This window comes from Flavobacterium sp. 38 (assembly GCF_057799715.1).
This window is the reverse complement of record NZ_JBYNWZ010000005.1, coordinates 176,978-192,516: the sequence shown is the minus strand read 5'-3', so window position 1 is coordinate 192,516 and position 15,539 is coordinate 176,978. Positions and strand designations below refer to the sequence as shown.

The following is a 15,539-nucleotide window of genomic DNA, read 5'->3' as shown; positions in this document are numbered from 1 at the left end:
CATTTTATATAAAAGAATTCTATGCGTAAAATTTGTATTTTGTTGCTGGTATTACTCTGCGGTAATGTTTTGCGGGCACAGGTCACACCGGCAGCACAAGATACAACTAAAACTCAGTTTTCTGTAGGTAAAATAGAGCTTGAAGATCCTCCAAGCGTACTCTCTGCCTATAGATACGATCCTATTACCGATCGTTATATTTACACCAATTCAGTTGATGGTTTTTCTATCAATTACCCTTTAATTTTAACTCCGCGAGAATACGAAGATCTAGTTCTAAAAGAATCCAGAAGGAATTATTTTAGACAAAAAATGGATGCCATTGACGGTAAAAAAGCCGGAGCAGAAGCAGCCAAAAAAGACCTATTGCCAAGATATTACATCAATTCTAGCTTATTCGAAAGTATTTTTGGTAGTAATACAATAGATGTAAAGCCCACAGGATCAGTTGAGATGGACTTGGGAATGCGCTACACCAAACAAGACAATCCATCATTTTCACCAAGAAACAGATCCAGCCTGACTTTTGATTTCGATCAGAGAATCAGTATGAGTTTAATGGGAAAAATTGGAACACGTTTAGAAGTAAACGCTAACTACGATACGCAATCTACATTTGCTTTTCAGAATTTATTTAAACTAGCTTACACTCCTTCAGAAGACGATATTGTTCAGAAAGTTGAGGTGGGTAACGTGAGCATGCCTTTAAACAGTACCTTAATTCGTGGGGCACAAAGTTTATTTGGAGTCAAAGCACAGCTGCAATTTGGTAAGACGACCGTTACCGGAGTTTTCTCAGAACAGAAGTCTCAAACCAAAAGTATAGTCGCAGAAGGTGGAGGAACCGTGCAAAACTTCGATTTGTTTGCATTAGATTACGATAATGACCGACATTTCTTCTTATCGCAATACTTTAGAAATAAATACGATGCTTCTCTTCGAAATTACCCATTAATTGACAGCCGTGTACAAGTTACAAGGATTGAAGTTTGGGTAACCAATAAACAGAATAGAGTTACAACATCAAATAATAACTTAAGAAATATTATTGCGCTTCAGGATTTAGGAGAAGGGCAGGTTTCTGGTGTGCCAGATAACGAAGTTGTGGTTATTACAGATCCAACAGGCTTCTTTAACAAACCGATCGATTCTCCAACTGACAATACCAATAACAAATACGATCCAGCGACAATTGGAAGAGCTGGAAGTTATTTAAATTCTAATATTAGAGAAATTGTAACTGCAAAATCAGGATTTAATAATACCAACGTAAATGAAGGTACAGATTACTCTGTTCTAGAAAATGCTAGAAAATTAACGACAAACGAGTTTACTTTTAATCCGCAGTTAGGTTATATCTCGTTGCAACAGCGTTTGGCTAATGACGAAATTTTAGCAGTTGCGTTTGAGTATACGGTTGGTGGACAAACATACCAAGTCGGAGAGTTCGGAAGTGATGGTGTAGATGCTACTGTAGTTACAGGAAACAACAATGCCAATCAGGCCATTGTAACACAAAGTTTGGTTTTGAAAATGCTGAAAAGCAGTTTAACAAATGTGCAAAATCCAGTTTGGAATTTGATGATGAAAAACGTGTACCAAATTCCACAAGCGTATCAAATCAAACAAGAAGATTTCAGACTTAACATTCTTTATACTGATCCTTCGCCAATAAATTATATTACGCCAGTGCAAGGAACTCTTTTCCCAGATGATGATCCTGTAAATCCAGATCCGAAAAATTATTATATTACTAAGACGCCATTATTGAACGTTTTTAACCTTGATCAGTTAAATTATAATAATGATCCACAAAAAGGCGGAGATGGTTTCTTTGATTATGTGCCAGGAGTAACTGTTGATGTGCAGAATGCTAGAATTATATTTACAACAAAAGAGCCTTTTGGGGAACTTTTATTTAAGAAGCTTCAAATTACTGGTTCAGCAGAAAGCTATAATGATCCAACTACCTATAACCCGAATCAGAGGAAATATGTATTTAGAAACATGTATAGAAATACTCAGGCCGGTGCATTACAGGATAGTGATAAAAACAAATTCTTATTAAGAGGAAAATATAAATCGTCTGGAAGTAACGGTATTCCAATCGGTGCATTCAACGTGCCGCAAGGATCTGTTGTGGTAACAGCCGCAGGAAGAGTTTTAGTAGAAGGTATCGATTATAGTGTAGATTACCAATTAGGAAGAGTACAGATATTAGATCCTTCACTTCAGGCTTCTAATACTCCAATTGAAGTATCGTTGGAGAATAATTCAATCTTTGGTCAGCAGACAAGAAGATTTATGGGATTCAATGTTGAGCATAAAATTTCTGAAAAATTTGTTGTAGGTGGTACTTTCTTAAAAATGACAGAACGTCCTTTTACTCAAAAATCAAGTTATGGACAAGAATCGGTAAATAATACTATTTTTGGTTTCAACGGAAACTATGCAACAGAAGTTCCATTCTTAACAAGGTTAGCCAATAAATTGCCGAATATTGATACAGATGTTCCTTCTAATCTTTCGATTCGTGGAGAAGTAGCATTTTTAAAACCAGATGCCCCAAAAGCAAGTGATTTTGAAGGAGAAGCAACTATTTATATTGATGATTTTGAAGGTACTCAGACTACGATCGATATGAGATCGGCTTATGCGTGGAGTTTGGCTTCAACACCGTTTATCACTTCTGCTACAGACAATACTTTCAATGCCAGTTCAAATACATTAGAATATGGCTTCAAACGTGCGAAGCTGTCTTGGTATACGATTGACCCAATTTTTTATACTTCAAAGCCGTCTGGAATTTCTAATGATGATTTATCTTTAAATACAACGAGAAGAATTTACAGTAGAGAGCTTTATCCGAATACAGATATTGCACAAGGGCAGATTCAAGTTATTAATACGTTGGATTTAACCTATTATCCATCAGATAGAGGGCCTTATAACAATAATCCTAATTTTGGAGCCAGCAGTCCTTCGTCTAATTTTGGTGGAATTATGCGTGCGCTGAACTCTACGAACTTTGAGCAAGGAAATGTTGAATACATTCAGTTCTGGGTACTGGATCCTTATGTAGGAAATGGGCAAGCTCCAGGAACTAATAGCGGAAAAATTTATTTCAATTTAGGAGAAGTTTCTGAAGACGTTCTGAAAGATGGAAGAAAACAATATGAAAATGGTTTAGGGCCAGATCAGATAATGGTAAATCCGCAGCCAATTTGGGGAGACGTGCCAGCATCTCAATCCTTAATTTATGCCTTTGATACCAATGCAGACAATCGTAAAAATCAGGATGTTGGTTTAGATGGTTTGCCTGATGCAAAAGAAGGATCAATTTATACGAACTATGCCGGCGAAGAAGATCCTGCAGCAGATAATTATAAGTATTTCTTAAATACAGATGGAGGGGTTTTAAATCGTTATAAAAAATACAATGGAACAGAAGGAAACTCTGCTGTAAGTGTAGACGATCCAAATCGAGGTTCTACAACGCTTCCAGATGTTGAGGACATCAATCGTGATAATACAATGAGTACAATCAATGCTTATTATGAGTACAGTATTGATGTAAGACCAGGTATGCAGGTTGGAGAAAATTATATTACAGATATTAGAGAAGTTCAAAATGTAGAACTTCCTAATGGAGGTTCAACCAATGCAAGATGGATTCAGTTTAAAATTCCTGTTTCAAAACCTCAAAATACTATCGGAAATATTAGCGATTTTAGATCAATCCGTTTCATGCGTATGTTCATGACAGGATTTAATGATCAAATGACAGTTCGTTTTGGAGCTTTAGATTTAGTAAGAGGAGAGTGGAGAAAATATACTGGAACATTAGATGCAAATGATACAGATCCAGATAATGACGGAACTCAATTTGATGTTGCAGCAGTAAACATTCAAGAAAACGGTACAAAATGTCCTGTAAATTATGTTATTCCACCAGGCGTTCAAAGAGAACAACTTTACAATAACAATACAATTATTAACCAAAATGAGCAGTCTTTAGCAGTACGAATTGGTGGTAGTGGATTAGAATATCAAGATTCTAGAGCGGTTTTCAAAAATGTAAGTGTTGATATGCGTCAGTACAAAAAACTGAAAATGTTCCTTCACGCAGAATCACTTCCTAATGAAATGCCTCTTTTAGACGATGAAATGATTGGATTTATTCGTTTTGGTAATGATTTTACGCAGAACTTCTATCAGATAGAAATTCCGTTAAAAGTAACAAGAACGGGCGGATCTTGTACGATTAGTCCAGATCAGGTTTGGCTTGAAGAAAACAAGATAGACGTTGCTTTAGAGTTGTTGACTAGAATGAAAATTTTGGGAATGAAAATTGATCCTAATGATCCAAGAAGAGATATAAATGGTATATATTATCCCGATCGAGATCCAAGTGTAGAAGGAGGAGATAAGGATAGTAAGCTGACGTTAGGTATTAAAGGAAATCCGAATTTTGGTTTGGTTCGAAATTTAATGGTCGGAGTAAAAAGTGCTGCAAACCATAAAGATATTATGGGAGAGGTTTGGTTTAACGAACTTCGTATGTCAGATTTAGAAAACAAAGGCGGTATGGCGGCATTATTAAATGTTGATACCAATATGGCCGATTTGATGACATTGTCTGCCTCTGGTAAAAAGAGTACAATTGGTTTTGGTTCTTTAGAACAAGGAGCCAACGAAAGAGATCGTGAAGATATTCAGCAGTACAACATTGTGACCAATATCAATCTAGGGAAACTGCTTCCTCCAAAATGGGGTATTAATCTACCATTCAATTATGCAATTGGCGAAGAAGTTATTACGCCAGAATATGATCCTTTTAATCAGGATATTAAATTGGATCAATTAATAGCAGAAACTACAGATCCAGCAGAAAAAGACAATATTAGAACTCGTGCAGTAGATTATACAAAGCGTAAAAGCATCAATTTTATTGGGGTAAGAAAAGATAGAGCACCAGAACAAAAGCCGCATGTTTATGATGTAGAAAACTTCACGTTCTCTCAATCGTACAATCAGGTAGAGCGACACGATTATGAAGTGGAGAGCTATGATGATGAGCAATCTAATACTTCTGTTAATTATGCTTATACTTTCCAGCCAAAAGAAGTAGTGCCATTTAAGCAGACCAAATTCATGAAAACAAGTGATTATTGGAAACTGTTGAGTGATTTTAATATCAATTATCTTCCTTCGAATGTTTCGTTTAACACTAACATTTTAAGACAAAGCAACCGCCAGCAATACAGACAAGTTGATGTTGAGGGTATTGGTCTTGATCCACTTTACAGAAGAAACTTTGCATTTAATTATCAATATGGTTTTGGATTTAATTTGACTAAATCATTAAAATTAAATTACACAGCTGCGTCTAACAATATCGTCAGAAACTTTTTGAACGACGATAACACGCCTAAAGAAGACTTTAATATTTGGGACGATTATTTTGATATTGGTATACCAAATCAGCATTTACAGCAATTGGTTTTAAACTATGATATTCCAATTAATAAAATTCCAATCTTTAGTTTTGTAAAAGCTACTTATTCGTATACGGCCGATTATAATTGGCAAAGGTCGTCTCTTGCAATGTCTAGATATGAAGAGAATGGGGTGACTTGGGATTTAGGAAATACGGTTCAAAATGCCAATTCGAATACGCTTTCGACTACATTAAATATGAATACGCTGTATAAATATTTAGGTCTCGTTCCGGGTGGAAAACCAGCAAAAGCAAAACCAGCAGCACCGCCAAAACCGGGAGAGAAAATTGTAAATACAGCTAAACCAGTTACAAGCAGTAATCCTTTTTATGATGGTTTGATTGGAGTTTTAACGAGCGTTAAAAATGTTCAGATTAACTACACAAAAAACAGTGGTACAGTTTTACCGGGTTATATTCCTGGAGTAGGATTCTTTGGTACGTCTAAACCTTCGTTAGGATTCGTTTTCGGTAGTCAGGACGATGTGCGTTTTGAAGCAGCTAAAAATGGCTGGCTGACCAGTTATCAGAATTTTAACCAAAACTTTACGCAAGTAAGCAACAAGCTTTTAAAAGTAACAGCAAATGTCGATTTATTGCCTGACTTGAAAATCGATTTGGCTATGGATAGAGCGTACTCTGAAAATTCATCAGAACAATATAGTGTAGACCAGAGTACAGGTGAGTATTTACCATTGTCACCATATACTTATGGAATGTTTTCTATTTCAACAGTATTGATTAAGACGTCTTTTTCAACAAGTACAGAAACGGTATCGTCAGCATTTGATGATTTCAGAAGTAACCGTTTGGTTATCGCAAACCGTTTGGCTGAACAGCATTATGGAGGAGGACCAATTCCGAGATATGGAGATGCAGAAAATCCGATTCCAGCTGAGACAGATCCAAATTATAAAATTTATGTAGCCAACGAAGGTTATCCTATTGGTTTCTCAAAAAGCAATCAAGCAGTGTTGTTGCCTTCTTTCATGGCAGCGTATACGGGAGCAAATGCTTCAAGCAGTTCAACAAGTATTTTTAGAAGTTTCCCTATTCCAAACTGGAATGTAAAATATAATGGTTTAATGCGTTATAAGTATTTTAAAGATCATTTTAGACGTTTTTCATTGCAGCATAATTATAGAGCTTCTTACACGATAAGTCAGTTTAGGTCTAATTTTGATTATTTAGAAAATCCGTTAGGACAGGATGTAAACACGAACTTCTTTAATAAAACGATTATGTCTAACGTTAACTTAGTAGAGCAGTTTAGTCCGCTTCTTCGAGTTGATTTTGAGCTGAAAAATTCATTCCGTTTATTAACAGAGGTTAAAAAAGACCGTGCACTGTCTATGAGTTTTGATAATAATTTATTGACAGAAGTTAGAGGAGTAGAATATGTTGTGGGAGTAGGATATCGTTTTAAAGACGTAATTATTTCGTCAAGATTGGCAGATAATCCAACTGGAATTATTAAAAGTGATATCAATATAAAAGCTGATTTTTCATATAGAAATAATGAGACGTTAGTTCGATATTTAGATTACGATAATAATCAGCTGGCAGCAGGACAGAATATCTGGACTTTAAAATTAACAGCTGATTATGCTTTCAGTAAAAACTTGACAGCCATATTCTATTATGATCATTCGTTCTCGAAAGCAGTTATTTCGACTTCTTTCCCTTTAACGAATATCAGATCAGGTTTCACGCTTCGTTATAATTTCGGAAATTAATTTTTAGTTTCTAAACTAGATTTCATTAGAAGATTATTACATTTGTGGCTATAATTTTAAACAATCAATTTTCAAACACAACGATTATGAGCATACCAGCAAATTTAAAGTACACAAAAGATCACGAATGGGTTAGCATCGAAGGAGATGTTGCGACTGTAGGAATTACTCATTTTGCACAAAAAGAGTTAGGAGATATCGTGTATGTTGAGGTAGAAACTTTAGATCAGACACTTTCAAAAGATGAAGTTTTTGGAACTGTTGAGGCTGTAAAAACAGTTTCTGATTTATTTTTACCATTAACAGGTGAGATCATTGCTTTTAATGAAGATTTAGAAAGTGCTCCTGAAACTGTAAATTCTGATCCTTATGGAGCTGGATGGATGATTAAAATAAAAATTGCTGATGCATCAGAAATCGATTCTTTATTGTCTGATGAAGCTTATAAAGAATTAATCGGTGCCTAAACAACTATTATTAATTTGGGCAATTATCTGCTCTGGAATCATTGCTTATTTTTGCCTGACGGATTCTAGTAATATACCAGCGGTTAGTTTTCCAAGCATTGATAAAATTGTACATTTCTGTTTTCATTTTGGATTTACAATTTCTTGGATTTTGTTTTTCAAAAAAGAATTAAAAGGAAAAGATGCAGATGATTATAAAGCGTATCTGATTTCGTTTATATTTTCTGTTTTTTTTGGAATTACAATCGAAATTCTCCAAAATGCTCTGACAGTAACGCGAACTGCAGATGTTACAGATATTCTAGCAAATGCGCTTGGAGCCTTTGTAGCAGTTTTTTCTGCAATAGGATTTAAAAAGCAAATCGATAAAATATAATTGAAACCCACTTCGGTGGGTTTTTTATTACAAGAAAATCAAGCCGTTAAAAAGCTTTATTTTATCAATATAAAATGTACTTTTGTGCTGGTTTTCTGCAACTTCAAACAAAATGAATGTAAAGCAATATTTAGATTCGACGTATTTAAAAACTGCATCTCAAGCTGGTCTTTCGGAAGCAGAAAATACTATTGTGGTCAAAAATGCAATTGCCGAAGCTATTCAAGAAGGCTTTAAACTAATTATGATTCGCCCAGAATATGTTGCGCTGGCTAAGAAAATGATTGTTGAGACCAATTCTGTTTTATTAGTAGGAACTGTAATCGATTTTCCAGAAGGGAAGTCAAGTCTTGAAAGCAAAATTAAAGAAGCAAATGAAGCTATTGCAAATGGAGCCGACGATTTGGATTTTGTTTGTAACTATGAAGCATTCAAAAATGGCGATCTTGATTTAGTAAAAAAAGAAATCTTAATTGGAACCCAGATAGGCTTGGCAAATGATAAAACAGTAAAATGGATTATTGAAGTTGCGGCCCTAACAGATAAAGAAATTATTCAGATATCTGCTTTAATAAAACATGTTGTAGTATCTAATTTTAAAGAAGATGATTTTGAATCTGTTTATGTAAAATCTTCTACAGGTTTTTATAAAACAGATGATAATGTCCCAAATGGAGCAACAGTTCCGTCTATAATTATGATGCTCGAAAATGCTTCGCCACTTTCTGTAAAAGCAGCCGGCGGAGTCCGTTCATTTGAAGAAGCAGCAGAAATGATTCGTTTAGGAGTGAAACGTATCGGTACTTCGGCTGCAAAAGCAATTGCAAACGGAGAAATTTCCCCAAATCAATATTAAATAAATACCCAAATCTTAAGTGAATAAGTTTTTTTTGCCCCTTGTTTTAACCTTTTCATTCTTCATTGTTTCTGCTCAGCAAAAGGGCAATTCTTCAGTCCAGCCCGGTTTTACAGCAGAAATGTTTCCCGTTTTTCCTAACTGCGAAAATTTAGAAAGCAAAAAATTAGAAAACTGTTTTTATAAAGAGGTTCAGGATTTTGTGTTTGCAAATTTTCAAGTTCCTCAAAAATTAAAAGAAAACAATTATAAGGGAGCAGTAAAATTGCTTTTTGAAGTAAATGCTGAAGGAGAATTTAAAGTAATTTATGTTTCTGCAGAAACCGAAGAGTTGTCTGAAGAAGCAAAAAGGGTATTTGGACAATTTCCAAAAATAAAACCTTCAACTTATAACGGAAAACCGACGTATTCTAAATATACTATTTCTATTGATATTCCGCTAAAAAGTGCGACACAGCTTGAGGCTGAGGCTTTGGCGGCGGCACAAATTTTAAAACCTGTTGAAAAACCAATGACGGAATTGGATAGCATTGTGTACAAAAAATACAATAATCCAGAATTTGAAAGTCATTTAAATATCCCATTTTCTCATAGTTATTACTCGCAATTTGATGCTGAAATGAATCAGGTGGGGATAAATAACCACACGGCATCTAAGCCTTACACGTATGCTGAGGTTTCCAAATATTATAATTTAAGAGCAGTTAACGAGTCATTGCAGAAAAAAGCTTCGACTTGGCTGGGCAGAAAATGGTGGAATGAAAATCTAGTGCAGATACAAGGAGAAGATTATTGGTTTGCTTTAAATCCGATTGTAGATTTACAATTAGGAAAAGCTTCAGATATTGATGCATCTTACACTTACGTGAATACTAGAGCGTTAAACTTTAGAGGAGGTTTAGGAAAGCAGATCAACTTTACGACTACATTTTTTGAAAGTCAGGGAAGATTTGCAGGATATTTTAATGATTACGCAGAATCTATTAAACCATCTGGGGGAAATCCAGCGATAATTCCAGGAGTTGGAATTGCCAAAAGATTCAAAACAGATGCTTATGATTTTCCTTTAGCAGATGCGAATATAACTTTTGCGCCGGGCAAAATTTTTGACTTTCAGTTAGGTTATGGACGAAATTTTATTGGTGATGGTTACCGTTCTTTATTGGAAAGCGATGGAGCAAGTCCGTATCCGTATTTTAAATTGAATACCAAATTTTGGAAAATTAAATATACCAATACCTATATGTGGATGAAAGACGTTCGTCCAGAAGTAACTGCCGAAAGAACCTACGCCACAAAATTTATGGCCAATCATTATTTGAGCTGGAATGTGTCTAATAGATTGAATTTAGGTTTTTTCGAATCTGTAGTTTGGACCAATACAAACAACAGAGGTTTTGATGCTAATTTTGTGAATCCGATTATTTTTTACAGAGCGGTAGAATTTGGTTCTTCATCTAGAAGCGGAAATGCTCTTTTAGGAATAACAGGTAAATACAAATGGAATAATAGCATAAATCTTTATTCGCAATTCTTGATTGATGAATTTTCTGTTTCTGATGTTGGAGCAGGAAATAAAAGCTGGAAGAATAAATTTGGATTTCAGCTTGGAGCAAAATATTTCAATGCGTTTAACGTAAAAGATCTTTTAGTACAGGTCGAATTGAATAGCGTGCGTCCTTATGTATACTCGCACAGTGCTGTTATTACAAATTACGGACATAATAATCAAAGCGTTGGGCACCAATGGGGCGGAAACTTCCAAGAGCTTATTGCTATTGCAAGATACCACAAAGGACGCTGGCTTGCCGATGCAAAGCTGACAATGGGAACGCGAGGTTTGGATTTTGACACAGCAGAGGACTCTTATAACTACGGAGGAAATATTTATAAAAGTTATGATGTAAACCGTCCGTATGATACAGGCGTAAAAATTGGACAGGGAAATAAAACCAATGTTTTTATTGCAGATATTCAAGGAGGGTATTTAATTAATCCGATGACAAATTTGAAGCTGTTTGGAAGTTTAATCTACAGAAATTTTGACCCAACACAAGAAACAGCAACAACTTTTAAGCAAAGTACCACTTGGTTTAGCATCGGATTACGTTCAGATATTTTCAATTGGTATTTTGATTACTAGTTTTTAATAAGATTTTTCGAAATAATAGTGTTAAAGAATGCTGAGATCTTAATTTGTAAAGGGTTTATTGAAAAAAATCTAATTTTATAGGATTATATTCTACAATCTAATTTGTACATTTGCACCACTCAAAAAAAATACACAAAATACAACGGTATTGAACGCTGCAAAAAATACATTATCAATCAAATCAATATTTCTAGATTTCAAAGAGATTACTAAAGCTGGTCTGGCGATTAGTGTATTGTTTTCTTCTATTGCTGGATATTTATTAGGAGTAGATTCTGATCATCCTTTTAAATGGAGTGTTCTTCTAGTTTTATCAATAGGAGGTTACTGTATGGTTGGAGCTTCAAATGCTTTTAATCAGGTAATCGAAAAAGACATTGATTCTTTAATGGATCGCACCAAAAACCGTCCGGTTCCCTCTGGACGTATGTCTCCTAAAGTGGCTTTGTTAGTAGCAAGTCTACTTACTATAATTGGTATTGCGCTTCTTTATACAATAAATGCTAAGTCGGCAATGTTTGCTGCAATTTCTATATTTTTATATACAAGCGTTTATACACCTTTAAAAACAGTTACATCATTATCTGTTTTTGTTGGAGCTTTTCCTGGGGCAATTCCGTTTATGCTGGGTTGGGTAGCTGCAACTGGCGAGTTTGGTATTGAGGCGGGAACTTTATTTTTAATTCAATTTTTTTGGCAGTTTCCTCATTTTTGGTCAATCGGATGGTTTTTGTATGAAGACTATGAGAAAGCAGGAATTTTTATGCTTCCGACAGGTAAAAAAGATAAAGGCACTGCATTACAGATTATATTGTACACAATTTGGCTTATAATAGCATCGTTATTACCTATGTTAGGTTTTACAGGGCAACTGTTTATTTCTCCAATTGCAGCGGTCTTAGTGTTTCTGTTAGGGATTTGGATGCTTTTTTATGCAGTTCGTCTGTATAAGCTAAGAACTGCAAAAGCAGCAAGAACATTAATGTTAGTGAGCGTTTCTTATATTTCGCTTTTACAAATTGTATTTATAGTAGATAAATTTTTAAGATAGTTATGGAAATGATATTGAAAACAGAAGAGCAAGTAAGGAAATCAAAATCAGCAAAACTGATTCTGCTTTTCGCGATGGTTAGTATGACCATGATGTTTGCTGGTTTAACAAGTGCATTTGTAGTAAGTAAATCAAGAGCAGACTGGTTGAAGAATTTTGAGCTTCCTTCGGCTTTCTATTGGAGTACAGCAGTAATTATTGCCTGCAGTGTTACTTTTCATCTGGCAAAAAAAGCCATTCAGAAAGACAATAGAAGCGCAGTTACAAGCTTGCTTCTTGGAACTTTGGCTTTAGGGATTTTATTTGTGGTATTACAATTTCAAGGATTTGGACAAATCGTTGCAGAAGGGTATTACTTTACAGGAGAAGGTAGCTCAATTACTACAACTTTTCTTTATGTGGTAACAGTTACACACTTGTTGCACTTAGCTGGCGGATTAATTTCACTTTTAATTATAATTTATAATCATTTTAAACAAAAATACAATTCGACTCAAACTCTTGGCATAGAGCTAGGTGCGATGTATTGGCACTTTTTGGATTTATTATGGGTATATTTATTTTTATTTTTATATTTCTTTAAATAAGAAAAAAACGTAAATTTGGGAACTTTTTAACGAATATCTTTTATGGGAGCGACAGTTACTACTGCAAACAACGACGAAAAAACTTGGGGAGGCGGTCACAATGAGCCTTTAGGAGCAAGTTATGGTAAAATGATGATGTGGTTTTTTATCGTATCAGACGCCTTAACATTCTCTGGATTTCTAGGAGCTTATGGTTTTTCTAGATTCAAATTTATTGAAACTTGGCCTTTGGCTGATGAAGTGTTCACTCACTTCCCATTTATGCATGGTGTTGCGGCTCCAATGTATTATGTAGCTTTAATGACTTTTATTTTGATCTTTTCTTCTGTAACAATGGTACTAGCTGTTGATGCAGGGCACCAATTGAAAAAGACAAAAGTTGCAGTTTATATGTTCTTAACTATTATTGGAGGTTTAATTTTCGTTGGTTCTCAAGCTTGGGAATGGAAAAACTTCATTAAAGGTGAGTACGGTGCAGTTGAAACAGCTGGAGGAAGTTTACTTCAGTTTGTGGATAAAGATGGTAAAAGAGTAGCTTTAGCTGATTTTGCTGTTAAATTGCCAGAACAAAGAGAAGCTTTAACAAGAAGCCATTCAACTTGGTTTATGGAAGATGCACAGTCTTTACCAACTTACACAGTTGCTGAAGTTCAGGCTGGTTTTAAAGCTCATCCAGAAGTTTTAATCAGAACAGAAAAACTTACAGATAAAAAGAAAAAAACAATCTTATCAAGAGAAGAGTCTGAAAAACATTTAGCAACTGCTAAATATGTTGTAGAAGGTGCTAACTTGATCAGAAACGAGTACGGTAATAAATTATTTGCTGATTTCTTCTTCTTTATTACAGGTTTCCACGGATTCCACGTATTCTCTGGAGTTATTATCAATATCATTATTTTCTTTAATGTATTATTAGGTACTTACGAGAAGAGAAGAAGCTACGAAATGGTTGAAAAAGTTGGATTATACTGGCACTTCGTAGATTTAGTTTGGGTATTTGTATTTACAGTTTTCTACCTAGTTTAATTTTAGAATTTAATTATTATGTCACACGAGCACGTATCAAATACAAAAAGAATCTGGTTTGTTTTCGGATTACTTTCATTAGTAACTACGGTTGAAGTTATCTTAGGTATCTACAAACCTGCGTCATTAGAATTTACACATTTTGTTGGTTTGAATTTGTTAAACTGGATTTTCTATATCCTAACAATTTTCAAAGCTTATTATATTGTATGGGCATTTATGCACATGGAAGGTGAAAAAAGCAGCCTTAGATGGTCTGTAGTTTCTCCTGTTATCTTCCTAGTTTTATATTTATTGTTTATTCTGTTAACAGAAGGACATTATATTTATGGGGTTTTTAAAGATTCTACTATTAAATGGAATTTTTAACATGATATTAATTCGAAAAGAGTCCCGATAACATCGGGATTTTTTTATTTTTGTACCTCAATAACTTTCCGTTACTACAATGAAAAAAAATATAGTTCTCTTTGTACTTTTTGTATTGCCAATTGTAGCATATTTGTTTTTTGCTTCTGGTGTAAATAGTTTTACAACTCTTCCTGTAATAACATCTAAAGTGCCTGATTTTGGAGATTGGAATTCATTAAATGGAAAAAAAATCTCCCTAGATAAAAAGATTACCGTATTAGGTTTTGCCGGCACCAATATTCTGGAAAATAGAGGGAATTATTTTAATCTAAATGAAAAGATCTATAAACGTTACAACGGGTTCGAAGATCTTCAGTTTGTGGTTCTGTGTCCGATAGGAACTGAAAAAGAAGCTCAAAAAATAGTTGATGCTTTATCTCCATTTACAGATGTTAAAAATTGGAATTTCGTATTTGCTTCAAAAGAAGAAATCCAGAAGTTTTATGATGGATTGCATTTGATAGGTAAATTAAATGAAAATCTTGGAACTTCTAATGTTTACATTATCGATAAAGAAAGAAATCTTAGAGGAAGAAAAGAACAAAAAGATTATAAAGAGGGATATGACACCTTTCACCCGTCTGAGTTGAGTAATGAAATGCTGGATGACTTCAAAATCATTTTATACGAATACCGCGCAGCTTTAAAGAAGAATCACAACGCTACAAAGCAACTTTAAAATCATTTATAATGTTTAAAAACAAATCATATATAGGAATCTCTTTTATCATTCTGATTTTTGGGATTTACGCCATTCCTAAAATTGTTGATCGAGTTAAAAACGGAGACGTTGTAAAAGGAAACCGTTTGGATAATGTGGGAGCCAAATCTTCAAAAGAAGCTAAACTTTTGACAATTGGACCAGCTCCAAAATTCGAATTGACGAATCAGGATAATGTCAAAATTTCAAATGAAACCTATAAAGGAAAAGTATATGTTTTAGAATTCTTCTTTACAACTTGTCCGTCTATTTGTCCAAAGATGAACATGAGCATGCTGGAGATTGAAAAGACTTTTTTTGGAAATCCGAATTTTGGAATTGTTTCTATTACAATCGATCCAAAACACGATACGCCTCAGGTTTTAAAAGATCATGCAAAACTGCTTGGGGTTAAATCTTCTAACTGGAATTTCTTGACTGGAGATAGAAACGTAATTATGGATTTATCTAATAAAGGATTTAATCTTTATGCTGGTGAAAATGATAAAGTAAGTGGCGGATTTGAACATTCTGGTTTGTTTGCTCTAATTGATAAAGATGGAAATATTCGTTGTAGAAAAGACGAATTTGGAAATCCGAGTATCTATTATGATGGTTTAGATAAAAAAGGAGTAAGAGATATTCAGCAAGACATTAAAATTTTATTAGAAGAATAA

11 protein-coding genes are annotated in these 15,539 nt (G+C 34.4%); all 11 read left to right on the top strand.

Going from position 1 to position 15,539, the window contains the following annotated elements:
- Positions 1–21 precede the first annotated feature (21 nt).
- The 11 genes from sov (at position 22) to AC3E9W_RS14490 (ending at position 15,539) form a co-directional block, all read left to right on the top strand.
- Complete coding sequence (gene sov, locus AC3E9W_RS14540) at positions 22–7,236, top strand: T9SS outer membrane translocon Sov/SprA (RefSeq protein ID WP_488768888.1); 7,215 nt, start codon at positions 22–24, stop codon at positions 7,234–7,236.
- A gap of 86 nt (positions 7,237–7,322) precedes the next feature.
- Complete coding sequence (gene gcvH, locus AC3E9W_RS14535; RefSeq protein ID WP_294782401.1) at positions 7,323–7,703, top strand: glycine cleavage system protein GcvH; 381 nt, start codon at positions 7,323–7,325, stop codon at positions 7,701–7,703.
- Positions 7,696–8,079: a VanZ family protein gene (locus AC3E9W_RS14530; protein ID WP_306159690.1), complete on the top strand. Its 384-nt coding sequence runs from the start codon at positions 7,696–7,698 to the stop codon at positions 8,077–8,079. Before gcvH ends, AC3E9W_RS14530 begins: the two co-directional genes overlap by 8 nt.
- 112 nt (positions 8,080–8,191) lie before the next feature.
- Positions 8,192–8,935: a deoxyribose-phosphate aldolase gene (deoC, locus tag AC3E9W_RS14525; RefSeq protein WP_488768887.1), complete on the top strand. Its 744-nt coding sequence runs from the start codon at positions 8,192–8,194 to the stop codon at positions 8,933–8,935.
- A gap of 19 nt (positions 8,936–8,954) precedes the next feature.
- A complete protein-coding gene (locus tag AC3E9W_RS14520; protein ID WP_488768886.1) occupies positions 8,955–11,078 on the top strand; it encodes an energy transducer TonB in 2,124 nt (707 codons plus the stop codon).
- A 157-nt stretch (positions 11,079–11,235) separates the two neighbouring features.
- Complete coding sequence (gene cyoE / locus AC3E9W_RS14515) at positions 11,236–12,138, top strand: heme o synthase (protein ID WP_488768884.1); 903 nt, start codon at positions 11,236–11,238, stop codon at positions 12,136–12,138.
- 2 nt (positions 12,139–12,140) lie between these two features.
- Positions 12,141–12,725 (top strand): cytochrome c oxidase subunit 3, encoded by a 585-nt coding sequence (locus AC3E9W_RS14510; RefSeq protein ID WP_488768883.1) that lies wholly within the window; start codon positions 12,141–12,143, stop codon positions 12,723–12,725.
- A gap of 42 nt (positions 12,726–12,767) precedes the next feature.
- Entirely contained in the window at positions 12,768–13,751 is a 984-nt protein-coding gene (locus AC3E9W_RS14505) for a cytochrome c oxidase subunit 3 (protein WP_095927908.1), read from the top strand.
- 18 nt (positions 13,752–13,769) lie between these two features.
- Positions 13,770–14,120, top strand: a complete 351-nt coding sequence (locus AC3E9W_RS14500) for a cytochrome C oxidase subunit IV family protein (RefSeq protein WP_306159682.1) — start codon at positions 13,770–13,772, stop codon at positions 14,118–14,120.
- Between the two features lie 79 nt (positions 14,121–14,199).
- Complete coding sequence (locus AC3E9W_RS14495; protein WP_488768882.1) at positions 14,200–14,841, top strand: hypothetical protein; 642 nt, start codon at positions 14,200–14,202, stop codon at positions 14,839–14,841.
- Positions 14,842–14,852: 11 nt separating this feature from the next.
- Positions 14,853–15,539: an SCO family protein gene (locus tag AC3E9W_RS14490; RefSeq protein ID WP_488768881.1), complete on the top strand. Its 687-nt coding sequence runs from the start codon at positions 14,853–14,855 to the stop codon at positions 15,537–15,539.